This window comes from Acinetobacter sp. YH12131 (assembly GCF_013418635.1).
In the GTDB taxonomy this organism is placed as follows: domain Bacteria; phylum Pseudomonadota; class Gammaproteobacteria; order Pseudomonadales; family Moraxellaceae; genus Acinetobacter; species Acinetobacter towneri.
Genome location: NZ_VPBQ01000010.1, coordinates 1 through 23396, shown reverse-complemented (window position 1 = coordinate 23396; position 23396 = coordinate 1). Strand labels below are relative to the sequence as shown.

At 42.2% G+C, this 23396-nt stretch carries 20 protein-coding genes and 4 tRNA genes; 12 read left to right on the top strand and 12 right to left on the bottom strand.

Annotation, left to right across the window (positions count from 1 at the left end):
• Window positions 1–9: 9 nt before the first annotated feature.
• From ftsI to FTU66_RS08645, 4 genes are all read right to left on the bottom strand, one after another.
• A complete protein-coding gene (ftsI, locus tag FTU66_RS08660) occupies window positions 10–1833 on the bottom strand; it encodes a penicillin-binding protein PBP3 (RefSeq protein ID WP_180112653.1) in 1824 nt (607 codons plus the stop codon).
• 12 nt (window positions 1834–1845) lie between these two features.
• Window positions 1846–2175 carry a cell division protein FtsL gene (gene ftsL, locus FTU66_RS08655; protein WP_104852659.1) on the bottom strand — a complete coding sequence of 110 codons (330 nt, stop codon included), beginning with the start codon at window positions 2173–2175 and terminating at the stop codon, window positions 1846–1848.
• A gap of 11 nt (window positions 2176–2186) precedes the next feature.
• Window positions 2187–3098, bottom strand: coding sequence for a 16S rRNA (cytosine(1402)-N(4))-methyltransferase RsmH (rsmH, locus tag FTU66_RS08650; protein ID WP_180112651.1), 912 nt, complete (start codon window positions 3096–3098; stop codon window positions 2187–2189).
• A 197-nt stretch (window positions 3099–3295) separates the two neighbouring features.
• On the bottom strand, window positions 3296–4309 hold the full coding sequence (locus tag FTU66_RS08645) for a sulfate ABC transporter substrate-binding protein (RefSeq protein ID WP_180112649.1): 1014 nt from the start codon (window positions 4307–4309) through the stop codon (window positions 3296–3298).
• Between the two features lie 504 nt (window positions 4310–4813).
• Between FTU66_RS08645 and FTU66_RS08640 the strand changes: the two genes are divergently transcribed.
• The 5 genes from FTU66_RS08640 (at window position 4814) to FTU66_RS08620 (ending at window position 7491) form a co-directional block, all read left to right on the top strand.
• Window positions 4814–5101: a hypothetical protein gene (locus FTU66_RS08640; protein ID WP_004974433.1), complete on the top strand. Its 288-nt coding sequence runs from the start codon at window positions 4814–4816 to the stop codon at window positions 5099–5101.
• A gap of 141 nt (window positions 5102–5242) precedes the next feature.
• Window positions 5243–6751 carry a glutamate--tRNA ligase gene (gltX, locus tag FTU66_RS08635; RefSeq protein WP_096901292.1) on the top strand — a complete coding sequence of 503 codons (1509 nt, stop codon included), beginning with the start codon at window positions 5243–5245 and terminating at the stop codon, window positions 6749–6751.
• Between the two features lie 57 nt (window positions 6752–6808).
• A tRNA-Ala gene (locus tag FTU66_RS08630) sits at window positions 6809–6884 on the top strand.
• A 36-nt stretch (window positions 6885–6920) separates the two neighbouring features.
• Window positions 6921–6996 (top strand) — tRNA-Glu (locus FTU66_RS08625).
• Window positions 6997–7149: 153 nt separating this feature from the next.
• Complete coding sequence (locus tag FTU66_RS08620) at window positions 7150–7491, top strand: hypothetical protein (RefSeq protein ID WP_004974430.1); 342 nt, start codon at window positions 7150–7152, stop codon at window positions 7489–7491.
• 128 nt (window positions 7492–7619) lie between these two features.
• On the opposite strand, the gene ettA is transcribed toward FTU66_RS08620, so the two are convergent.
• A complete protein-coding gene (ettA, locus tag FTU66_RS08615; RefSeq protein ID WP_180112647.1) occupies window positions 7620–9281 on the bottom strand; it encodes an energy-dependent translational throttle protein EttA in 1662 nt (553 codons plus the stop codon).
• 281 nt (window positions 9282–9562) lie between these two features.
• On the opposite strand from ettA, the gene FTU66_RS08610 reads away from it, so the two are divergent.
• The 4 genes from FTU66_RS08610 to FTU66_RS08595 all read left to right on the top strand — a co-directional run bounded on the left by FTU66_RS08610 (window position 9563) and on the right by FTU66_RS08595 (window position 12942).
• Window positions 9563–10840, top strand: a complete 1278-nt coding sequence (locus FTU66_RS08610; protein WP_019838216.1) for an O-acetylhomoserine aminocarboxypropyltransferase/cysteine synthase family protein — start codon at window positions 9563–9565, stop codon at window positions 10838–10840.
• A gap of 307 nt (window positions 10841–11147) precedes the next feature.
• Window positions 11148–12035, top strand: coding sequence for an SDR family NAD(P)-dependent oxidoreductase (locus tag FTU66_RS08605; RefSeq protein ID WP_004974423.1), 888 nt, complete (start codon window positions 11148–11150; stop codon window positions 12033–12035).
• Window positions 12036–12234: 199 nt separating this feature from the next.
• Window positions 12235–12531, top strand: a complete 297-nt coding sequence (locus FTU66_RS08600; RefSeq protein ID WP_180112645.1) for a hypothetical protein — start codon at window positions 12235–12237, stop codon at window positions 12529–12531.
• Between the two features lie 99 nt (window positions 12532–12630).
• Window positions 12631–12942: a hypothetical protein gene (locus FTU66_RS08595; protein ID WP_019838218.1), complete on the top strand. Its 312-nt coding sequence runs from the start codon at window positions 12631–12633 to the stop codon at window positions 12940–12942.
• A gap of 88 nt (window positions 12943–13030) precedes the next feature.
• On the opposite strand, the gene FTU66_RS08590 is transcribed toward FTU66_RS08595, so the two are convergent.
• Window positions 13031–15382, bottom strand: a complete 2352-nt coding sequence (locus FTU66_RS08590; RefSeq protein ID WP_179995406.1) for a Tex family protein — start codon at window positions 15380–15382, stop codon at window positions 13031–13033.
• A 347-nt stretch (window positions 15383–15729) separates the two neighbouring features.
• On the opposite strand from FTU66_RS08590, the gene ompR reads away from it, so the two are divergent.
• The 3 genes from ompR (at window position 15730) to FTU66_RS08575 (ending at window position 19955) form a co-directional block, all read left to right on the top strand.
• Window positions 15730–16494 carry a two-component system response regulator OmpR gene (gene ompR, locus FTU66_RS08585; protein WP_104852661.1) on the top strand — a complete coding sequence of 255 codons (765 nt, stop codon included), beginning with the start codon at window positions 15730–15732 and terminating at the stop codon, window positions 16492–16494.
• A 168-nt stretch (window positions 16495–16662) separates the two neighbouring features.
• A complete protein-coding gene (locus tag FTU66_RS08580; RefSeq protein WP_004974413.1) occupies window positions 16663–18123 on the top strand; it encodes an ATP-binding protein in 1461 nt (486 codons plus the stop codon).
• A 308-nt stretch (window positions 18124–18431) separates the two neighbouring features.
• Entirely contained in the window at window positions 18432–19955 is a 1524-nt protein-coding gene (locus tag FTU66_RS08575) for an acetyl-CoA hydrolase/transferase family protein (protein WP_004974412.1), read from the top strand.
• 107 nt (window positions 19956–20062) lie between these two features.
• Here the strand turns inward: FTU66_RS08575 and FTU66_RS08570 are convergent, their stop codons facing one another.
• The 6 genes from FTU66_RS08570 to FTU66_RS08545 form a co-directional block, all read right to left on the bottom strand.
• On the bottom strand, window positions 20063–20458 hold the full coding sequence (locus FTU66_RS08570) for a hypothetical protein (RefSeq protein WP_004974410.1): 396 nt from the start codon (window positions 20456–20458) through the stop codon (window positions 20063–20065).
• A 98-nt stretch (window positions 20459–20556) separates the two neighbouring features.
• Window positions 20557–21291 (bottom strand): class I SAM-dependent methyltransferase, encoded by a 735-nt coding sequence (locus FTU66_RS08565; protein ID WP_154320240.1) that lies wholly within the window; start codon window positions 21289–21291, stop codon window positions 20557–20559.
• A 325-nt stretch (window positions 21292–21616) separates the two neighbouring features.
• Entirely contained in the window at window positions 21617–22120 is a 504-nt protein-coding gene (locus tag FTU66_RS08560) for a hypothetical protein (RefSeq protein ID WP_257222075.1), read from the bottom strand.
• A 328-nt stretch (window positions 22121–22448) separates the two neighbouring features.
• Window positions 22449–22524: transfer RNA gene (locus tag FTU66_RS08555), tRNA-Phe, on the bottom strand.
• A 134-nt stretch (window positions 22525–22658) separates the two neighbouring features.
• Window positions 22659–22734 (bottom strand) — tRNA-Phe (locus FTU66_RS08550).
• A gap of 362 nt (window positions 22735–23096) precedes the next feature.
• On the bottom strand, window positions 23097–23396 hold a 300-nt coding region (locus FTU66_RS08545), incomplete at its 5' end, for an RNA-guided endonuclease TnpB family protein (RefSeq protein WP_179989758.1).

The window sequence follows — 23396 nt, the reverse complement described above, 5'->3', positions numbered from 1 at the left end:
CGTCACCTGTTATTGGATGTTGGGAGTTTCTAAAGGTTTATCTAAAGGTACGTTCATTAAACGTAAAGATTCTTGCATCACACGAGCAAATACAGGCGCTGCCACCAAACCACCATAATACTGTCCTGTTGGATTTTCCACCACGACAACCATGGCTAAACGCGGATCACTGACTGGCGCAACCCCAGCAAACAAGGCACGATATTCAGTCTGTGAATAGCCTTTGCGGTCTGCACGAAGTTTATGCGCTGTTCCCGTTTTACCTGCAACCCGATAGCCTGGAATATTGGCTTGACGTGCCGTACCACCGGGTAACGTTACGGCTTCCATCATCAGTAGAACTTGATCGGCAATTTTAGCATCAACAATTTGTTCGCCTTTAGGCTGTTCTTCTAATTTGTATAAACTCAGCGGCATTTTTACGCCTTTATTGGCAAGCATGGCATAGGCATCTGCCAATTGCAGCACAGTGGCGTTCAAACCATAACCATAAGACATGGTCGCCACTTCCGACACATTCCACTTGCTTGGCGGCAAAATTAAACCTGCACTTTCACCCGGAAATTTCACTGCAGAACGCGCACCAAACCCTAAACGCTTATAAAAAGTCGGTAAGGTTGCATACGGTAAAGATAAAGCAATTTTCGCCACACCCACGTTTGACGATTTTTGGATAATTCCCGCCAAAGTCAGTGAGCCATAATTGTGGGTATCACGAATGGTGTGATTACCCACCCGCATTGAACCACCACTTAAATTGACCACGGTATTCGGTGAATATTTGCCACTTTCCAGTGCCATTGCCACCGTCATAGGCTTCATGGTCGAACCCGGTTCAAAAGAATCCACCGCACCACGGTTACGCATGGCATCTTTATTGGACAAACTTTTTTTGTCATTCGAGTTATACGACGGCCAACTGGTCATCGCCAAAATTTCACCCGTTTTCACATCTACCGCAATTGCTGTGGCTGAACGGGCATTATTTGCCACCCCTGCTGCAGTCAATTCACGATACATAATGTATTGCAAACGTGAGTCGATACTCAGGGTAATATTTTCGCCCGGTTCAACCTCTCTCACCACTTCTGGGTCTTTGACACGGTTACCCTTTTTATCGCGCACGATTTGCTGTTCGCCATCCACGCCTGCCAAGCGGGTATTTAGCTGCATTTCCAAGCCTTCAATGCCTGTGCCTTCACTATTGGTCAAACCAATAATTTGTGCATTCGGCTGTGGCTGCGGGTAATAACGCTTATAGTTTTTCTCGGTATATACCCCTTGGAAATTACGTTTTAGAATCAGCTCTGCCTGTTGCGGCGGCACTTCTTTTTGTAAAACCAAATAACGTGAACGCGGACGCTCGTTCATTTTATTTTTCAGTTCTTGGCGATCCATCCCAACTGCATCGGCAAGTTCATCTAAATTCAAGTTTTTATCTGGCAATTGACGCTGCAATTTACGACTGGTCGGATTTTTTTCCAACTCGGCTGTAATTTCTTCAAACAGTTTTTTATTGTCAAAATAATCACGTGGATCAATCACCACTTTCATTACAGGGGTACTAATTGCCAAAGGCACGCCGTGGCGATCATAAATCACCCCGCGCATAGCTTTGAGCTTTTCTGTTCTTAAAATATTGGCATTGGCTTTGTTTTGTAAAAAGTCATGGTTTACAATTTGCACATAAAAAGCACGTCCCACCAGTGCCACGAACACCAGCAGTACCACAGCCCACATTAAGTAAAAACGCCACATTTCTACATGAATGGCATTTTTTCCAGTTACCGATTGCTGTTTCTTTCGGGTTTGCTTTTTACGCGTATCGACCATGTGCAACTCGCCTTATTGTTGTTCTGAGGTTGTAGGCAAAGAAATCACCACAGTTTGCGGTGCGGGCGGTGAATACATACGCAGTTGCGTCACCGCACGGGTGCCAATTTGTGCAGTTGCACCAAAGGTCTGCTGTTCAATTAACAAACGCCCCCATTCGGCATTTAAGTCATCCCGCTCGCGCATATAAGAACTCAGCTCACGATAATCATGGCGATATTCAAACACTTGAAACACCACCATAATCGCGCTGATAAATACCAGCGCCAATAAAATAAAATAGGCGACCATTTTTTTCAGTCGCACTTGAGATTGATTTTTTTCAACGGTTTCAGTTTTCATTATTGGCCTTTTCAAGCTAATCGTTCTGCAACACGTAGCCATGCGCTGCGTGAGCGTGGATTGGCTTTGACTTCTTCATCACTGGCACGCACACGTGATATTTTTTTCAATCGACGTGTATCTTGTTGCTGTTGTGGCAAGCCCCAACCCGAATCTTCAGGCAGGCTCGATTCTTTTTGAATAAACTGTTTAATTAAACGATCTTCCAAAGAGTGGAAGCTAATTACAGCCAAACGACCTTCGGGTTTTAATACCTCAACCGCCTGCGGTAAGAAGTTTTCAATATCTTCTAATTCTTTATTAATCGCAATACGAATTGCCTGAAAAGTACGCGTTGCAGCGTGTTTGTTTTTTTCCCACTTCGGATGGGCAACTTTTACAATTTCAGCCAATTGTGCGGTGGTTTCAATATAACCCGCCTGTTTAATGGCTTTGGCAATACGGCGGCTATAACGTTCTTCACCATATTGAAAAATCACATTGGCTAAGGCTTCTTCTTCAATATCCACCAGCCATTCTGCTGCAGTCGGGCCTTGTGAATTGTCCATACGCATATCAAGCGGGCCGTCTTTCATAAAACTAAAGCCACGCTCGGCCTGATCTAGCTGTGGTGAGGACACGCCTAAATCGGCCATCACACCATCCACCTGTGTAATGCCTAAAGCATTCAACTCTTGCTGTAGGTCGGCAAAACTGGCATGAATAATCTGAAAACGTGAATCTTGCTGAGCCAATTCCGCTGCCACTGCCAATGCTTGCGGATCTTTATCAAATGCATAAACCCGTGCCTGTGCATCAAGTTTGGACAATAACAAACGAGTATGACCACCACGACCAAAGGTGGCATCGACATAAATTCCTGTATTGCGATCTGCCAACATGGCATCAACAGTTTCATGAAGTAATACAGAAATATGCGACATAGGGTTCAATCAATACAGCTAAAATGTAACTGCACATTATTACCTTGTTTTGACAAAGCTCCAAACGTCTTTTTGTAGATAAATATTACTTTTCATAGGGAAATCCGTTTTTGGCTTTTTTTAGACACAAAAAAATCTCCGTAGAGATTTTTTTGTGTGTTGATCTGATGATCAATCAGACGAGAGCGAAGTATTACTTAACGCTTAGAATTATAAATTTGGTCAAAAATCGCACCATTCACAAAGTGTGTTTTTTGCGCATTAGCCCAACCACCAAAAACTTCATCAATAGTGAACATTTTTAGCTTTGGAAATTGTGCTGCATATTTTGCCAACACTTTTTCATTACGTGGGCGGTAGAAATGCTTAGCTGCCATCTCCTGACCTAAAGGTGAATATAAATAGTTGATATAACCTGTCGCCAACCATTTATTGCCATTTTTCTCTACCGTACGGTCTACCACAGCCACCGAAGGTTCAGTCAAAATAGAAATTGAAGGGTAAATAATATCAAATTTGTCTTTACCTAAAGTTTTTAAGGTCACTAAGGCTTCGTTTTCCCAAGTTAACAGCACATCACCAATGCCACGCTCAGCAAATGTCGTCATAGAAGCGCGTGCCGCAGAGTCCATCACTTTCACATTGTGGTACATCTTACCCACAAATTCCTGTGCTTTGGCTTTAGAACCACCCGGTTGCTTCTCTGCATAACCCCAAGCCGACAAATACACCCAACGTGGCAAACCACCCGTTTTCGGGTTTGGCGTAATAATTTCTACACCTGGTTTGGTTAAGTCTTTCCAGTCTTTAATCTGTTTCGGGTTACCTTTACGCACCATAAATACGATGGTTGAGGTATATGGTGCAGAGTTATGTGGGAACTCTTTTTGCCAACCTGCTTGGATTTGCCCTGACTTTACAATTTCTTCAATGTCGTTGGCCAAGGCCAAAGTCACCACATCGCCCTTTAAGCCATCTACCACCGAACGGGCTTGCTTACCCGAACCACCATGTGATTGCTTAAAATTTACAGTGATACCCGTACGTTTTTTCCAGTACTGACCAAACGACTGATTAAACTCATCATAAAATTCGCGGGTTGCATCATACGATACATTTAAAAACTGACGATCTGCAGCCTGAGCAGTCGTTGCAGCAAAACCTGTTGCCAATAGCGCAGCAGCCAATAAAGCTTTCAATTGAGTTTTCATTACAGCACACATCACCTTTAATCTGTCGCTCAATATATGCAATGCTCAGGCGCTGCGCAATTTGTAAAAAACATGCAAAAAATGATTAAATTCAAATAATTTAGCTTTAATTAATTGTTTTTAATCAATTTAATTCAAGATGCGGCGTTTATTCCAAATTTATACCTTTTTATGGATTAGATATATGAAAAGTGAATAAAACTTTGATCCGTTTTTAGACTTAACGGTAAAATAAGCGACATCACAGCAATCAAACCCGCTTCAAAACTATTTTATTGTGACTTTTGTAACAATCTTCACGATATCTCCACAGTTGTTTGTTACAACATGTTCTAAATCAAAGATCATCTGAAAAATCGGTATATAGTGAGTAAATGATGATAAAGATCTTATTAAGAGTGTGACGCAAATCTACTTTTGTTATGATTTTTGTGATTAAATATTAAAGTGATTAAAACAATTTATAAATTGTGAGTTCACTCATAAAGGAAAGGGGGAATCAAAATGAAATCTAAACTCATGTTCGCAGTATTACTCAGCTTAAGTACAGTCGGTCACAGTGCAGTGATCAAATCTGCTGAAAGCAAAACCAATTTAACTGAGGCAAAAGGCTCTTTAATTGAAAAAGCCATTACCCAGCAAAAACAGGCAGACAAGCAAAAGTTTGAATCGAATAATGATTTAAAAGTGCTGACTTCAATTAATCTTGCCCCAACTCAAAATTTCTTTGCCTTGCAAAATCAGCGTTTTAGCCGTTTCGTACAAGCCTTATTCCCGCAAGGTAACTCATAAGTCTGCATCAAACTCACTGCCTTTAATCCCCTTTTCAAATGCAGTTGAAACGCCCAAGTACAGAATGTTGAATTTAACATTAAGTACTTGGGCTTTTTCGTTATAATGGTTGCAATTTACATTTTGAATTAATTTTTGCTTATGACTGTTCGTACTCGTATCGCGCCTTCTCCTACTGGTTTCCCGCACGTGGGAACAGCGTATATCGCCTTGTTTAACTTATGTTTTGCCAAACAACACGGTGGTGAATTTATTCTTCGTATTGAAGATACTGACCAACTGCGCTCAACCCCTGAATCTGAAAAAATGATTTTGGATTCATTGCGTTGGTTAGGCTTAAATTGGGCAGAAGGTCCAGATATCGGCGGCCCACATGCACCGTATCGCCAATCTGAACGTATGGATATTTATAAGCAATACGCCTTGCAATTGGTTGAACAAGGGCATGCTTTCTATTGCTTCGCTACTAGCGAAGAACTAGATCAAATGCGTGCAGAACAACAAGCACGTGGTGAAAGCCCGCGCTACGATGGTCGTGGTTTAAACTTGTCTGCAGATGAAGTGCAGCGTCGTTTAGCGGCAGGCGAAGCGCATGTTATTCGTATGAAAGTGCCAACCGAAGGCGTATGTAAATTTAATGACATGCTGCGCGGTGAAGTGGAAATTCCATGGGCGCAAGTCGATATGCAAATTTTGCTGAAAACAGATGGCTTGCCAACTTACCATTTGGCCAACGTGGTCGATGACCATTTGATGCAAATCACTCACGTGATTCGTGGTGAAGAATGGATTCCATCGGCACCGAAACACCAATTGCTTTATCAATATTTTGGTTGGGATATGCCTGTGTTATGCCACATGCCATTGTTGCGTAACCCAGACAAATCAAAATTATCTAAACGTAAAAACCCAACTTCAATCAACTACTACAAAGACATTGGCGTATTACCTGAAGCTTTGCTGAACTATTTAGGTCGCATGGGTTGGTCAATGCCAGATGAAAGTGAAAAATTCACCTTAGCCGAAATGATTGAACACTTTGATATTCAACGTGTTTCACTAGGCGGCCCTATCTTTGATGTGGAAAAACTCAATTGGCTGAATGGTCAATGGATTAAAGCGCTTTCACCTGCTGAGCTGTTAGATACCTTATTGGCTTGGAAAGCAGATCGTGCCAAATTGGAAGAGATTGCTGCCGCGATTCAACCGCGTATTAATTTACTCTCAGAAGCGGTCAATTGGTCTGCACATTACTTCAACCATTTCCCAAGCTTGAGCAAGGAACAGTTTGAAAGTAAAAAACTGTCTGAAGAACAAGTGCGTCAAAGCCTACAATTTGCAATTTGGCGTTTAGAAAGTCTATTTACTTGGAACAACGACACGGTGAGCCAAACCCTAATGGATTTAGCCAACCAAATGGAAATCAAATTGCGTGATTTCATGCCTGCGTTCTTTATTGCAATTGCAGGTTCAACCGCATCTACACCTGTGATGCAAACCATGGTCACCATTGGTCCTGACCTGACCTTTGCGCGTTTGCGTCATGCCTTAGAAGTGGTTGGCGGACCAAGCAAAAAAGAAGTTAAAGTCTGGGAAAAACTGAATGAAAGCATCAAATTGCCGAAAAATGATGCAATTGATCCAGCTTAATTCATTTTTTTGTTGACGTGTGCGCGCAATAGCCCTAATATTGCGCTCACACAGACTGGGGTCATAGCTCAGTTGGTAGAGCGCTACAATGGCATTGTAGAGGTCAGCGGTTCGATCCCGCTTGACTCCACCAAGTTTAAATAAGGCTTTACCTGTGTTGCCTCATCAAGTCCCTATCGTCTAGAGGCCTAGGACATCGCCCTTTCACGGCGGTAACCGGGGTTCGAATCCCCGTAGGGACGCCATATTCAAGATGAATATAAATCGATTATATTTATCTTATAACAAAGCTCAAGCAATGACTTGGGCTTTTTTATTGCCATGTTTTCTGACAGACTGTTTTTGATTTGCCGTACATTTGGTTAGAATAACGATCAGATTAGAATTTTGGAGTTGTAATGCAATACCGATGCCCTAAATGTCAAAGCCCAAAAATCATGCCTGTTGCACAGGCAGGTCAAACAACGCCACGTCCTGTTGTGCCTAAAAGCTTGGTGATGCTTATTCCAGCGGTATTTGTCTTATTACTTCTTGTCTTGATCAGTATCGCCATGTGGATTTTTGGTGATGGTGCAGGCACAACCTTACAAAGCATTACTGTGGCGGTATTTGTGCTGTGTGTAATTGCAGGTTTCTTGTTTTATCGTGATTTGCCTGATTTCAAAATTTCTATGCAAGCCTTTATGCAGTCACAAAAAAAATGGAAGTGCCGTGAATGTGCACATGAGTGGGAAGTTTAAACCTCACTGGTCTACATCTAGATTAAGAAAAATGTTGCTAGGTTGATCACAAGACCACATCATCGAGCAAATATAAAAAAACCAGCCTTCTCGGCTGGTTTTTTTAATGAGAACTCAAGTTTTTAGACTTAAGCGCCAATTTTACGGTATTTGCTACGTTTGGTTGCCAGATCATCACCATATTTCTTACGGCGATATTCTTCAAACTCAGTATAGTTACCTGTAAAGAATTCTGGTTGCTCATCTTCGAATGACAAGATGTGCGTTGCAATACGGTCTAGGAACCAACGGTCGTGCGATACCACCATCACTGTACCTGGGAAGACTAAAATTGCATCTTCCAGTGCACGTAAAGTTTCAATATCCAAGTCGTTTGATGGCTCATCCAGCAAGATCACGTTTGCGCCCTGCTGTAGAATTTTTGCCAGTTGTAAACGGTTACGCTCACCACCCGACAATTCACCAACGCGTTTTTGCTGATCCTGACCTTTAAAGTTAAAGCGACCAATATAAGCACGCGATGCAATTTCATAATCGCCCACTTTCAAAATGTCTAAACCGCCAGAAACTTCTTCCCAAACAGTTTTGTCATCATCTAGAGTGTCACGAATCTGACCGACATAAGCCACTTTTACCGAGTCACCTAAAGTCACGCTGCCCGTATCAGGTTGCTGCTCGCCAGTCATCATACGGAATAAAGTCGTTTTACCCGCACCGTTTGGACCGACAATCCCCACAATCGCTGCAGGCGGCACAGTAAAGGAAAGGTTTTCGTAAAGTAAGCGATCACCAAATGACTTGCTGATGTTTTCCACTTCCACCACTTTGTTCCCTAAACGTGGGCCAGGTGGAATATAAATTTCAGAAGTTTCGTTACGCTGTTGGAATTCACGCGAGTTAAGCTCTTCAAAACGCTCCATACGCGCTTTGTTTTTCTTTTGCTGGCCTTTCGCATTGGAACGTACCCATTCCAATTCTTTTTTCAAGGCTTTAGCAAAAGATTCTTCTTGCTTCTGTTCTTGCTCTAAACGGTTATTTTTCTGCTCTAACCATGAAGAGTAGTTACCTTGATATGGAATACCATGTCCACGGTCAAGTTCTAAAATCCATTCTGCAACGTTATCCAAGAAGTAACGGTCGTGGGTAATTGCCACAATCGTACCCGGGAAGTCTTTTAAGAAACGCTCTAACCAAGTTACAGATTCTGCATCCAAGTGGTTCGTCGGCTCGTCTAGAAGCAGCATGTCTGGTTTAGACAATAACAAACGGCATAAAGCCACACGACGACGCTCACCACCCGATAATTTGTTAACATCAGCATCCCAAGCTGGCAAATTTAATGCTGCCGCTGCTTGTTCAAGCTGATTGTTCAGGTTGTGTGCATCCCAAGTTTGGATAATCGCTTCTAACTTCTCTTGCTCTTTTGCAAGTTTGTCGAAATCTGCATCTGGATCTGCATATTCTGCAAAAACTTGGTCTAAACGCTCTAAAGCATCTAAAGCTTCACGCACACCATCTTCCACGTTGCCGCGTACATCTTTGCTCGGGTCTAGTGGTGGTTCTTGCTCAAGATAACCAATTTTGATGCCTGGCTGTGCACGAGCTTCACCAGAGAAATCTTTATCTACGCCCGCCATAATACGGAGCAAAGTCGATTTACCTGCACCGTTTAAACCAAGCACACCAATTTTCGCACCTGGGAAAAATGATAAGGAGATGTCTTTCAAGATTTCGCGCTTAGGCGGAACCATTTTCGACACTCGGTTCATCGTATAAATATATTGGGCCACGTAGGACTCCTCAATAGAAAACCAAATCTGGGGCTCAGATGAGCAGCCCCTGCTCTAATGAGCGAAAAAATAATCGGGTATTATACCTGAATACGGAGAAAAAATAAGACACCACAAACATCTTGCATGCTTTGTTACAACTCTAGCGATCAGCGGATAAGCACAGGACTTTTTGCCTGCTATATCAAATTTACAGCTAAATATTGCAGCATTTTTACACTTTCTTTCATATTTAAAAGTGCTAGACTCAAACCAATTTAACTCACGAAGATGAAGTAAACATGACCTATAAAGACGAAACTTTGGCCATTCATGCAGGCTATAGCCCAGAACCAACCACCAAAGCCGTGGCTGTGCCTATTTACCAAACCACTTCTTATGCCTTTGATAATACGCAACATGGTGCCGATTTATTTGATTTAAAAGTACAAGGCAATATTTACACCCGTATTATGAACCCAACCACTGCAGTATTGGAGCAACGTGTTGCAGCACTTGAAGGCGGGATTGGCGCATTGGCTTTAGCATCGGGTATGGCTGCAATTACCTACGCAATTCAGACCATTACCGAAGCAGGCGATAACATTGCTTCAGTATCAACTTTATACGGCGGTACTTACAACTTATTTGCCCACACCTTGCCTAAACAAGGCATTGAAGTACGTTTCTTCGATTATCAACAGCCTGAAAGCTTACGCGACCTGATTGATGACAAAACCAAACTGGTCTTTGTAGAATCCATTGGTAACCCATTGGGCAATATTATTGACCTTGAAGCGATTGCGAAAATTGCGCACGAATACGGCATTCCAGTGGTGGTGGATAACACTGTAGCCACGCCTGTCTTGCAAAAATCATTTGATTTTGGCGCAGACATCATCATTCACTCACTGACCAAATATATTGGTGGTCACGGTACGTCTATTGGCGGCATTATTGTCGATAGCGGTAAATTCCCTTGGGGCAAATATCCTGAGCGTTTTAAAGCCTTAAATACACCTGACCCAAGTTACCATGGTGTGAACTATGTAGAAGCCTTAGGCGCTGCGGCATTTATTGCACGTGCACGTGTAGTACCTCTGCGCAACACAGGTGCAGCGATTAGCCCGCATAACGTATTCCTGATTTTACAAGGTTTAGAAACCTTAAGTCTGCGTATGGAACGCCATACTGAAAATGCGCAAAAAGTCGCGGAATATTTACAGTCACATCCAAAAGTGAAATGGGTTAATTACGCAGGTTTAAAAGATCACCCACAACATGCATTGGCGCAAAAATATGTGAAAGGCAAACCTTCTGCAATTCTGTCTTTTGGCGTGCAAGATGGTCGTGAAGGCGGAACTCGCTTTATTGATGCGCTGCAATTATTCACACGCTTGGTCAATATTGGCGATGCTAAGAGTCTGGCTTGCCACCCTGCGACCACCACTCACCGTCAGTTGAGTGCAGATGAACTCAAGGCTGCAGGTGTGAGTGAAGATATGGTGCGCTTGTCCATCGGGATTGAACATGCCGATGACTTAATTGCTGATTTAGAGCAAGCTTTAGCAGCCGTATAAAAACTCATCAGTTCAAACTTTGTACTGGCATCCTGCTGATTAATTTCAACAGGATGCTTTTTTATTTTAATTTTTCTTTGTATGTCTTTGCATTAGCTTTATTTCATGGTAAAAATAAAGATATACAGCTCACAAAAATAGAGCAATTACTCTAAATTCATTTTTAAATTCAACCACTTATTCCATAGCTTTTTTTGTGCAATCGGCTATCATAAAGCCAAGTAAAACAGTTCAAATTCAGTCTGAAATTTGAATCGTCAATCTCAATAAAAATGACAACTCAGGAATCTAAATCAGGAATATTAGCGTGAAGCCAAAATTAGAGAAACTTTTTCAACAGCGTGTAAATGGTAAAGTTGCCCTTATTACAGGTGCATCGAGTGGTATTGGTTTAACCGTGGCACATAAGCTAGCCGATGCAGGTGCGCATGTGCTTTTGGTGGCACGTACTCAGGAAACGCTCGAACAAGTCAAAGCTGAAATTGAAGCACGTGGTGGCAAGGCTTCAGTTTTCCCTTGTGATCTAAACGATATGGACTCTATTGATGCTGTATCGCAACAAATTCTTGCCTCTGTCGATCATATTGATATTTTAATTAACAACGCAGGCCGCTCAATCCGTCGTGCAGTACATGAGTCGGTTGATCGTTTCCACGACTTTGAACGTACCATGCAGCTCAACTATTTTGGTGCTGTGCGTTTGGTACTTAATATTTTGCCGCAGATGATGCACCGTAAAGATGGTCACATCATCAACATCAGCTCGATTGGTGTATTAGCCAACGCAACGCGTTTCTCGGCTTATGTGGCATCTAAAGCCGCATTGGATGCGTTTAGTCGCTGTCTATCTGCAGAAGCGCATACACACAAAATTGCGATTACTTCGGTGTATATGCCATTGGTTCGTACCCCAATGATCGCACCAACCAAAATTTATAAGTACGTGCCCACCCTTTCACCTGAGCAAGCCGCAGATTTAATTGCTTATGCGATTGTGAAACGTCCGAAGAAAATTGCGACACATTTGGGTCGTTTGGCTTCAATCACTTATGCGATTGCACCAGACATTAACAACAAACTCATGTCGATTGGTTATAACTTATTCCCAAGCTCTACCGCTTCTGTGGGCGAGCAGCAAAAACTGAACTGGGTACAAAAAGCGTATGCGCGCTTGTTCCCAGGTGAACACTGGTAATTTATACACAATTCAAGTTTTGCTTTAGGCGACCTACGGGTCGCCTATTTGTTTTTACAGCTTAGGTTGAACAGCGCACAACAATACAACATCACTTCAACAATTTTTAAATTGTGCAGCCGCAACTTTTCATGTGATTTTAATATTGGTTTAAGAAATAGCATTCAAAATGACATTACAATAATGAAAGATACAACACATGAAAACTCTGTATCTGTTTAAGCTATTTTGTTTTTCTGCTGCGGGCTTAAGTTTTTATCACTTATATACTGAGCTTACGCGCAATCATGTAGACACATTTCAAGTGATGACACTGACAGGCCTGGTGGTCTTGTTAGTCGAATTGGGCTATAGCAGCCAACTTGCCGTGTCCATGTCGCATTCATCTGGTGCGATGTCCGAAGTTTCTGCCTCTTCTAATTACAGTTATTTCATGTCTAAATTGGCAGCAGGCAGTATTGCCACAAGTTTTGTTCTGCAAGGCTTAATCCGTTAATTGCTTATTTAAGATCCACAATCTCAACCATAACAAAACATTCAATTGCACCGCATTTTTATGCTATAACACAGCTGTTTTAAGTATTTTGAATGGATTATGCGAGCACTGGCCCTCATTTTACAGTATGGCTGTTTTGCCTTTGCCTTGTTTCTGAGTTATCAGGTTGCAACGGCGCTTTATCAGCAAGAATATGAACTTTTAGAGGTTGTTGCCGATGTCGGCACGATTTTAATTTGTATTGATTTGGGCGTATTTTTATTTAGCAGTAAAGCCTCACAAGGTTTAAATCTTCAGGAATATGCTCGCCAACTTGAAGCACCACCGTCAAAACTAGTCGCAGTGACTCGTAAACTTGGACATTTGGGAATTATGCTGATTTTGGTGAGTTGGATTGTACCGTTGATTTAAAATCCATCAAAAAATCTGTATATAAAAATGTTCCTGCAAAACAAAAAGCTCCCGAATTTCGGGAGCTTTTTGTTAGAGCAATTCAAAATTACTTCGAACCTTTAATCCCTGCTTGTAACAACAATGCACCTAAACCACCAATTTTATTTTCTTGTGGTTTAGCGGCTTGTGGTTTTTTCGCTTGTGGACGCTCAGTCTGAGGACGTGACTGCTGTGGACGTTTCGCTTGTGGCTTACGCTCTGTACGCTGTTGTTGATCACGACGTGGTGCACGCGCTGCTTTTGCAGGTGCAGCCGAACCTTCAGGACGCATCGATAAATTCACACGGTTACGCTCTACATCAACCTGCAACACACGCACTTGAACAATTTGACCTGGTTTCACCACTTTATGCGGATCAGCCACAAATTCATTGGCCAACTCAGAAATATGCACCAAACCATCCTGATGTACGCCCACATCCACGAAAGCACCAAAGTTGGTCACGTTGGTTACAACACCTTCAAGCTGCATGCCTTCAGTCAACTGCGCCACTTCAGTAATATCTTCACGGAATTTAGCCGTACGGAATTCAGGACGTGGGTCACGACCTGGTTTTTCCAATTCAGACAAAACATCCTGAATAGTTGGTAAGCCGACTTGCTCATCCACAAATTCTTCAGCATTCACCGAACGGATAATTTCAGTATTACCAATAATATCTTTAACCGTGGTCGCTTTGGCAGCCACAATTTTTTCTACTAAACCATAAGATTCAGGGTGCACTGCAGAAGCATCCAAAGGCTCAGAACCTGCCTGAATACGTAAGAAACCTGCTGCTTGTTCAAAAGTACGTTCGCCTAAACGCGGTACGTTTTTCAAAGCTTGGCGATTGTCAAAACGGCCATGTTCTTTACGGTATTCAACAATTTGCTGTGCAATGGCTTTATTCAAACCTGCGATATAACCCAAAATTGCTGAAGATGCCGTGTTGACATCGACACCGACCGAGTTCACACAGTCTTCTACCACAGCTTCTAAGGTTTTTGCTAAACCTGCCTGATTCACGTCATGTTGATACTGACCCACACCGATTGATTTTGGATCAATTTTTACCAACTCTGCCAATGGGTCTTGCAAACGACGTGCAATCGACACTGCACCACGAATCGACACATCTAGTTCTGGCAACTCTTGCGATGCCAATTCAGAAGCTGAATACACAGATGCACCCGCTTCAGATACAGACACACGTGTTAATTTCAAGTCACTGTGCGCCGCCATCATTTCTGCCACAACCGCTTCAGTTTCACGGCTTGCAGTCCCGTTACCAATCGCGATTAAATCAACATTGTGCTCACGGCATAAACGTGCAAGTTCTTCAATCGCGCCTGCTTTGTCTTCTTTAGGTGCAAATGGATAAACCGTGCTATGTGCAACCACATCGCCAGATTGGTTCACCACAGCCAGTTTGACACCTGTACGGATGCCAGGGTCTACGCCCAGCGTACAACGCGCACCTGCAGGTGCAGAGAGCAATAAATGACGCAAGTTTTCTGCAAAGACATCCATCGCTTCAGCTTCGGCAGCCAAACGCTTTTCAGTCAATAATGAATGTTCGATTTGTGGACGCACTTTGCCCAACCAAAACAATTTTGCCGTTTGCTTTAAAAAGTCCTGACGTGCTTGCGGCTGAATTTGATCTAAATTGTATTCAGTTTCAATACGTGCCAAAGGTGCACTGTCTTCACCATCAACTTTTAAACCCAAGACGTTTTCTTGGCGACCACGCAACATCGCCAATAGGCGATGTGAAGGCACTTTGTTGAGGTTTTCTGAAAAATCGAAGTAATCACGGAATTTTTTGCCCACTTCTTTTTTCTCTTCAGAAGCAACCAAGCTTTTTAATACCGCTGTTTTGGCAAAAATTTCTTTTAATTCTGTGGTTAAGGCAATATTTTGTGCCCATTCATCAATCAGAATGTGTTGTACCGCATCTAGCTGACTGTCTGCATCAGGATAGTCTGCATGACTAAAGCCTGCTAAAGCTTCGCTTGGCTCAACCTGTTCTGCAAAAATTTGCGCTGCAATTGGGCCTAAACCTGCTTCTTTAGCTTTAAACGATTTACTGGTGCGTTTTGGACGGTAAGGCGCGTAAATTTCTTCTAAAGCATTTTTGGTTTCAGCAGCGTTAACCCGTGCCAATAAATCATCAGATAATTTATCTTGTTCTTTGAGTGATTCTATTACTTTTTCGCGACGCTCATATAAATCACGTAAATACGATAAACGTGTATCGAGCTGACGTAGCTGCGTGTCATCTAAACCTTGCGTCACTTCTTTACGGTAACGTGCAATAAATGGAACGCTAGCACCTTCATCAATAAGTTTGATGGCAGCTTCTACTTGATTTGGTCGTACGGCAAGTTCTTTTGCTAACTGCTGAACTAAGTCAGTCATCGTGTGTGATCCTACAAGGATAAGTACTAAAAGCCATGATTATAAAGACCAAGACTATAAAATCCACAATTGTTTTATGAATTTTATAAATGGTGGTTTTTTGGCGATTTTTGCCAATTCGGCTAAATTTTATAAATCTAAATAAAATTCAGGCTTATGTTAGACTCAAACGGACAAATATGTCAGTTTTTCGCATGGGAATGCTGTATATATTTGGTATCTATGTCTTGATTTTATCTGCAATATTTGTTGCTTTAGAGCATAGGCAATAGATACCAATGAATCGTATACTCAAAGCCAACTCAACTTTTTGTTTACGATGACAATAAAGAATAAAGGAGCACATCATGAGTTTAGTTGTACCTGCTGAAAAAACAGATGCCGTACACAGCGAAACTGACCGCGTTGAACGCATTCTCGTTGTCGATGATGATGTGCGTTTACGTACCCTGTTACAGCGTTTCTTGGAAGATAAGGGCTTTGTGGTCAAAACTGCCCACGATGCGACACAAATGGATCGTTTGTTACAGCGTGAACTGTTCTCTTTAATCGTGCTTGATTTTATGCTGCCTGTTGAAGATGGTTTAAGTATTTGCCGTCGTTTACGTCAATCTAACATCGACACGCCAATTATTATGCTGACGGCTCGCGGCAGTGACTCTGACCGTATTGCAGGACTTGAAGCAGGTGCAGATGATTATTTACCAAAACCGTTTAATCCAAATGAGCTGTTAGCGCGTATTCGTGCTGTATTGCGTCGTCAAGTGCGCGAGGTACCAGGTGCACCAAGTCAGCAAATGGAAGTGGTTGGTTTTGGCCCATGGTCACTAGATTTATCGACCCGTACTTTGACACGTGAAGGTCAGGTCGTGACCCTAACTACAGGTGAATTTGCAGTACTCAAAGCGTTGGTACAACATCCTCGTGAGCCTTTAACCCGTGACAAGTTAATGAATTTGGCGCGTGGTCGTGAATGGGGTGCGATGGAGCGTTCGATTGATGTTCAGGTTTCACGTTTACGTCGTTTAATTGAAGAAAACCCTGCCCGTGCACGTTATATTCAAACGGTTTGGGGTGTCGGTTATGTATTTGTTCCAGATGGTGCGGAATAAGTTGAAAATGATGTGAGGCTTCAGCCTCACATCTTCATGCAATGATCAACATTTATGCACACCGATCATTGTGCTAGATTTAAAGAACAGACATTCCAATAACAAGTATATTCATCATAAAATTTCACTTACTAAATTCGCTTTACAACCTCTGCCACAGGACAAGATGTGAAACTCGAACCCATCGACCCACAAGAATTTACCGACTATGTGGCGTATTCTGAAAAGAAACGTACCCGCTGGGAGCGTTTTCTGGACAAAATCAAACCACGCTCTGCAGCCATGCGCACCACGGTACTGGTGGTTTTTGTGGTGTTGTTTAGCCTGTTTATGTCGTTGTGGTTCTTTTGGCGCACCTTGTATTTACCTGAAATTCAACAACACGCCCGCTATTTAGCGGTTGAACTGGAAATTTTAAACAATCCAGATTTGCGCATTTTTCACAATGAAGCCGAAGTCGATGTCGATGCGTGGCTTAAAAATCGGGTCGGCATTGAATATGTAACCGATCCACGTGAGTTTCCTAATGTACGGGAAAAAGTCATTGCAGAGTTTTTTACCCAACAAATAGAAAAGAAACTGGCAACTGAATTAAAAATGCAGGATGTCACGGTCTATTTCCAGTTCAAACCAAGCCCGCGTATTTGGATTCAAACCCCAGAAATGAATGGCAACTGGGTACGTGAACCCCTTAAAACCTATGCCAACTACAGCCCTGAATTGGTCTTTGGCTGGCTTTTGGGTATTCCACTGTTAGCTGCAGCAATTATTTTAACTCTAGTACGTCAGCTGAATCGTCCTTTGCGTCGTCTGCAAAATGCCGCCAATAGCTACAGTAAAACAGGCAAAGCACCTTATTTAGAAACCAATCACGGTCCGCAGGAAATTCGTGAGGTCAACCAAGCCTTTAATCACATGATTTATACCTTGGAACAGACTGAACGTGACCGTCGTATCATGTTGGCAGGTATTTCACACGACCTGCGCACGCCACTGACACGGATTCGTTTAAGTGCCGAAATGATGCCCGATGATGATTTTTTAAAAGAAGGCTTAATTTACGATGTAGAAGATATGGATGCGATTTTAAATCAATTCATTTCTTATATGCGTGATGGTTCCGATGAAGAATTACAAGAAACCGATTTAAATGTTTTGCTGCAGGAATTGATTATTCAATTTAAACCGTTGGATATTCGCTTTAACGCACAAGAATTACCTTTAATTCAGGCGCGCAGTTTGTCGCTGAAACGTCTGATTGGCAACCTGATTAATAACTCGAAACGCTATGGTGCAGAGCCAATTGAGTTGTCTGCAGAAGTGCTGGATGAACACATTCGGATTAGCGTGGCAGACAACGGTACAGGCATTCCAGAAGACCAAATTGCGGATTTAATGCAGCCTTTTGTACGCGGCAATGAAGCACGTACTGTACAAGGCAGTGGCTTAGGTTTGGCAATTGTAAAACGTATTGTCGATATTCATCAGGGCGAGCTCACCATTCAAAACCGTGAACACGGTGGTCTTGAAGCCATCATTACCCTGCCGTTACAACCTGAAATCGTTGAAGAAAAAAATAATGTTGGCACGCTGGAAAAAATCAAACAAAGTTTGAGTGAACACTTCTAAACGGCTGACGCTTTTGATCTCTATCTGGCTTGCTATATACCAATTTCAGACCAACAGCAAATCGGATGGACGATCAAAGTAAAAAATTCAGATGGTGCATATTAAAATTGTATAAAAATATATCAAATAAATTGTAATATTTACCTTTTGATATATAAATAAACGATTAAATTCAATTATTTATGTATTATTTTATATTTTTATACCACCATTTAGGCAAAAAATTAGACCTTAGCCTAACACCTATGCAAAATACCTTTTTTGATCGGTACAATCGGTATCAGTCTAGTATTTTACGAGAGTTCGCCATGTCTTTAGATCGCATCCGTTTAGCCTCCCTCCACGACAAAGTAATCAGCGCAGAACAAGCTGCTGAATTCGTTCAAGATGGTATGACCGTAGGTATGAGTGGCTTTACTCGTGCGGGTGAAGCAAAAGCTGTTCCACTTGCATTGGTGGCACGCGCTAAAACCAACCCTTTAAAAATTGACTTAATTACTGGCGCAAGTCTTGGTAATGATTTAGACAAGCAATTGACTGAAGCAGGTGTTTTGGCTCGTCGTATGCCGTTCCAAGTAGACAACACCTTGCGTAAAGCAATTAACCAAGGTCAAGTTATGTTCATTGACCAACACTTGTCTGAAACTGTTGAGCAAATGCGTAACAACACGCTAAAACGCCCAGACATCGCGATTGTTGAAGCAGTTGCAATTACTGAAGACAGCTTAATTATTCCAACAACTTCTGTAGGTAACTCTGCAAGCTTTGTTGAATATGCAGATAAAGTCATTATCGAAATCAACACCACTGTAAGCACAGAATTTGAAGGCCTACACGACATTTATATTCCTGAAGCACGTCCAACACGTGGTCCAGTGCCATTAACTCACGTTGAACAACGTATTGGAACCAAAGGTATTCAGTTAGACCCTGCAAAAGTTGTGGGTATTGTATTTAACGATACCTTGCTTGACTCTCCATCTAACGTGACCGATCCAGATGACGAAACTCAAGCAATTGCAGATCACTTGATCGCATTCTTTGAAAACGAAGTAGCTCAAGGTCGTTTACCGAAAAACTTGGCACCTTTACAAGCAGGTATCGGTTCAATTGCAAATGCAGTATTAACAGGCTTCAAACACTCTAACTTTGAAGACTTGGTGATGTACTCAGAAGTACTCCAAGACTGTACGTTTGAATTGATTGATGCAGGCAAAATGAAGTTCGCTTCTGGCTGTTCAATGACTTTGTCTGAAAAATGTGGCGATCGCGTATTTGGTAATCTTGCACACTACAAAGACAAATTCATTTTACGTCCACAAGAAATTTCTAACTTCCCTGAGTTAGTACGTCGTTTAGGCATCATTGGTATTAACACTGCACTTGAGTTTGATATTTACGGTAACGTGAACTCAACCCACGTATGCGGTACCAAAATGATGAACGGTATTGGTGGTTCAGGTGACTTCGCGCGTAACGCACACTTGGCGATTTTCGTGACTAAATCGATTGCGAAAGGCGGTGACATTTCATCTATCGTTCCAATGGCTGCGCATGTAGACCACAACGAACACGACGTTGACATCTTAGTCACTGAGCAAGGTTTAGCAGATTTACGCGGTCTTGCACCACGTGAACGCGCTCGTGCGATTATCGACAACTGTGTACACCCAATGTACCGCAATGCATTGAATGATTACTTTGAGCGTGCATGTGCAAAAGGTGGTCACACTCCTCACCTACTTCGTGAAGCATTATCTTGGCATGCAAACTTCGAAGAACACGGTCACATGTTGACTCCTGCACAACAAGAATCTGCGCAACCAGCATAATTCGCGTGCAATAAAAAAAACGCCCTGATTTTTCAGGGCGTTTTTTTATGTCTTAAGTTTTTATGTCTTAGATTGTCACAAGGTCATTTGCGACAACGCACTCCATTTTACTCAAATGCCAAAGCTTTAAATTCATCTATAAAATGCTGCCCTAACTGGCGTAAACCATCCACACTGAGTGTGGTTTCAATCACACCCAAAGACACCACATCACGTTGAATTTGCAGCACAGTTTGACCTTGCGGGTTGATATAAAAACGAGAACCCAAAGTTGCAAATTTGCTTGCTAAGTCTAGGTTTTGTTCAGCTCGAACTTGATTCACCACATCTTGCGCGGTAAAACGGTATTGATCATGCAGCAAATTTAAGCTGTTGGATTGCCCATATTCTGCACTTAATGCACAATCATCCAAGACCTGTAAAGGCTGATCAAGATTGGCAAAAGCAGTCGCAGGGAGACTCAGCGCAAGACTGAATAAAATAGGGAGAGAAAATTTTAACATTGGACACCTCGCACATAGGTAAATTACACCTGTGGAGAAACATCCTTTTTTCACCAACTTATATTTTAAGTTCAAAAATCACTCAATACATTGACTTTTTATACCAAGCGACCTAAACGCAGCAAAACTGGAAACTGAATTTCCAAGCCCTGAGCAGGTTGCTGCTGCAACAATTGTTGTAATTCAAGCAAGGGCGTATCAGTATGTTGCTTTAAATAATGCTGCAGTCCCGACCAAGTGTTTAAATAATTCAGCAATTGTGCTGCCGACCAACGATATTTCAGGCAAAGTTCGGGTGTCACGATTTCTTGAAATGGGAAAGGAATCGTGCGATATAAGTCATCAATATAACGACGTTCAGCATCCCAACAACCTTTTAAGGTCTGAAAATACAAGCGTTGAATTGCGGTATTCACCTCAGGATCTACAGCTTGAATCAGACCGTAGCCCACCGCAGCAAATATTCCACTCGGTTTTAGCACCCGATGCACTTCGGCATAAAAGGCATCAAAATTGAACCAGTGAATCGCTTGTGCAACGGTAATTAAATCCACACTCGCATCTGCCAATCCGCTGTCTTGCGCCAAGCAGATACGATAACTCACATTTGCCCACTGCGGTGCCAAATCCAACTGTGCTTGACTTAAATCTGTGGCTAAAATCTGCTGAAAATGTGGTACCAATAACTGGGTAAACTGCCCCGAACCGGCACCACAATCCCAGGCAAAAGTTCGTTCAGGTACATGCTTTAAAATTTCCTGGACAATTTCTGCAGAATAAGCCGGACGGGCCTGTTTATAGCGCAAGCTGTCATCAGAAAACAGATCTTTCATTTAACGATGCTCATAATATTTATAAATTTAATCAATGACCTGATCAATTCTAAAACTGGTCTGGGCAATGAGCACCCGCTGATCATTCAATTGATAATATTTAACATCGTATGGAGCCAATTTCCAGCTCTGGGCAGGATTAAAACTGACCCGGTGGTTCCCGACTGGCTGAGCATATAACGGAGTAATGATCTCTGAAGAACATGACTAGCTCACAGGCTGAAAACAGCCCCAATTTTCAACTGCGCAGGCATTTGCCACTTTCTCGCGGCGGCAAATATAGGCTTCGCTGGCAAAGCTAAGGATTTTTTCTAAAGAAAAATGATTACTTTTTCGGTGTCGGTAGCTCAGGTACAGAAAAATTATTTATAGAAGGTTCAATCGTACCAATGCTGACATTTTTCAGGTCGAGCTGTATATGCATATCACGATCGATGGGCTGCATACTGTTGCTATTGCTACGATCAATATGCTGCATACTGTTGCTACGGTTTATACCAAAGGGTTGCAACATAATATACAAGCCTTGTGTAGGATCACTCGACTGTAAACCCTGAGCAATACTCAATACATACTGTTGTAGAAAGGGCGATAACGAATTTAGGTCGGGTTGTGCTTGTAAGGGCTGAATTTCCAGATTGGCAACCACATAGCTGTCGATCATAAAGTTTTGTGCTTCACGTGAATTACGAATAACTTGATGCTGTAAAGCACGGAGATTTTTTTCATCATTCTGATGCGGCACAATCCCGGTTTCTGTACGTAACTCTGGCTCGGCCAGTACGTGCAGGGTGGGTAAGGTCACCGCGTCATCCGCGTGGACCATCATGCTCCATGGACAGCCCAATATCAGCAGCAAAGGATATATTTTTATAAATTTCATAAACTTGTCTCGCAACGTAATTTCAGGACAATGCAGTTTTACACCATGCAAGAAAAAAATTTTTCACTGCAACCGTATACGTTTTATAGCCTACCTGAAAATCAATTTTGGCTCACCTTGACTCGGATAAACGGTCTTTTTCACTTTCTTAAATCTATTATGGGTATGCAATTTTTCTTGGAATTTTAATGCGCTTTGCATGTAATTATAATTCTCTATGACCAACCTAGAGGCGAAAAAAAAACCTCAAACAGTGTTTGAGGCTTTTTGAATATGGTGGCGAGACCCAGGATCGAACTGGGGACACACGGATTTTCAATCCGTTGCTCTACCGACTGAGCTATCACGCCAATGCCGTGTATTAAGCCGTATCTCGGCTGAATAGTCAATAAAAATCATCACTTTTTTATTTGATCGCATAAATTTTATGCAAAAAAAATCCCTGATGGGATCAGGGATTGAAAACGTTTAACCGTTTTGAATATGGTGGCGAGACCCAGGATCGAACTGGGGACACACGGATTTTCAATCCGTTGCTCTACCGACTGAGCTATCACGCCAATGACGCGTATTAAACAGTTTCAGCTGTAAATCGTCAATAGTCTTTTTCGCTTTTCAGTGCAAATGTTTACTTTTACAGCAACCTCATTCTATTTCTGCTGAAATATCACCCAAAAATTTAAAAATGAGTTCTTTTCCAATTAAATTTTGACAAACTTCCGATACGCGAATGTGGGGCACGGATGCCCCACGTTACCCATCACGACAAGGATGTCGTGTATGGGTAACAAAAGACTTTTGCCTACTTTGGGTCTTGCCAAAGTAGGAAGATGCTTACGCAAAGCTATTTAAACCTTAGCTAAAAATTGTGGCTGTGCAAGCACAAAAAACAATATAGGATTTAGTTGACATCCTCCCCGACCTAAAGGACGGAGATTCCTACTGCTAGACGCTCATGTCCGAGCGCAAGAATATTCAGTGCGGAATTTACATCCCGATCATGGAGCGTACCACACTCCACACACTGCCATTCTCTTATTCCAAGTCCTGCTCTACCTTCCGGACTACTGGAGCGTGAGCCACAGCACGAACAAGTTTGGGTGGTATAGGCTTCATTGACTTCTTCATAACATACCCCTGCGTTCTCGCATTTATACTTGAGCATGGTTCTTAGTGTTGTCCAACTGGCATCTAGCACTGATTTAGCCAATCTGGTTTGTGC

Bases quoted from the DNA above. Each gene is read 5' to 3' on its own strand.
- ftsI (WP_180112653.1), bottom strand. From the start codon at position 1,833: ATGGTCGATACGCGTAAAAAGCAAACCCGAAAGAAACAGCAATCGGTA.
- ftsL (WP_104852659.1), bottom strand. From the start codon at position 2,175: ATGAAAACTGAAACCGTTGAAAAAAATCAATCTCAAGTGCGACTGAAA.
- rsmH (WP_180112651.1), bottom strand. From the start codon at position 3,098: ATGTCGCATATTTCTGTATTACTTCATGAAACTGTTGATGCCATGTTG.
- FTU66_RS08645 (WP_180112649.1), bottom strand. From the start codon at position 4,309: ATGAAAACTCAATTGAAAGCTTTATTGGCTGCTGCGCTATTGGCAACA.
- FTU66_RS08640 (WP_004974433.1), top strand. From the start codon at position 4,814: ATGAAATCTAAACTCATGTTCGCAGTATTACTCAGCTTAAGTACAGTC.
- gltX (WP_096901292.1), top strand. From the start codon at position 5,243: ATGACTGTTCGTACTCGTATCGCGCCTTCTCCTACTGGTTTCCCGCAC.
- FTU66_RS08620 (WP_004974430.1), top strand. From the start codon at position 7,150: ATGCAATACCGATGCCCTAAATGTCAAAGCCCAAAAATCATGCCTGTT.
- FTU66_RS08610 (WP_019838216.1), top strand. From the start codon at position 9,563: ATGACCTATAAAGACGAAACTTTGGCCATTCATGCAGGCTATAGCCCA.
- FTU66_RS08600 (WP_180112645.1), top strand. From the start codon at position 12,235: ATGAAAACTCTGTATCTGTTTAAGCTATTTTGTTTTTCTGCTGCGGGC.
- FTU66_RS08595 (WP_019838218.1), top strand. From the start codon at position 12,631: ATGCGAGCACTGGCCCTCATTTTACAGTATGGCTGTTTTGCCTTTGCC.
- FTU66_RS08590 (WP_179995406.1), bottom strand. From the start codon at position 15,382: ATGACTGACTTAGTTCAGCAGTTAGCAAAAGAACTTGCCGTACGACCA.
- ompR (WP_104852661.1), top strand. From the start codon at position 15,730: ATGAGTTTAGTTGTACCTGCTGAAAAAACAGATGCCGTACACAGCGAA.
- FTU66_RS08575 (WP_004974412.1), top strand. From the start codon at position 18,432: ATGTCTTTAGATCGCATCCGTTTAGCCTCCCTCCACGACAAAGTAATC.
- FTU66_RS08570 (WP_004974410.1), bottom strand. From the start codon at position 20,458: ATGTTAAAATTTTCTCTCCCTATTTTATTCAGTCTTGCGCTGAGTCTC.
- FTU66_RS08565 (WP_154320240.1), bottom strand. From the start codon at position 21,291: ATGAAAGATCTGTTTTCTGATGACAGCTTGCGCTATAAACAGGCCCGT.
- FTU66_RS08560 (WP_257222075.1), bottom strand. From the start codon at position 22,120: ATGATGGTCCACGCGGATGACGCGGTGACCTTACCCACCCTGCACGTA.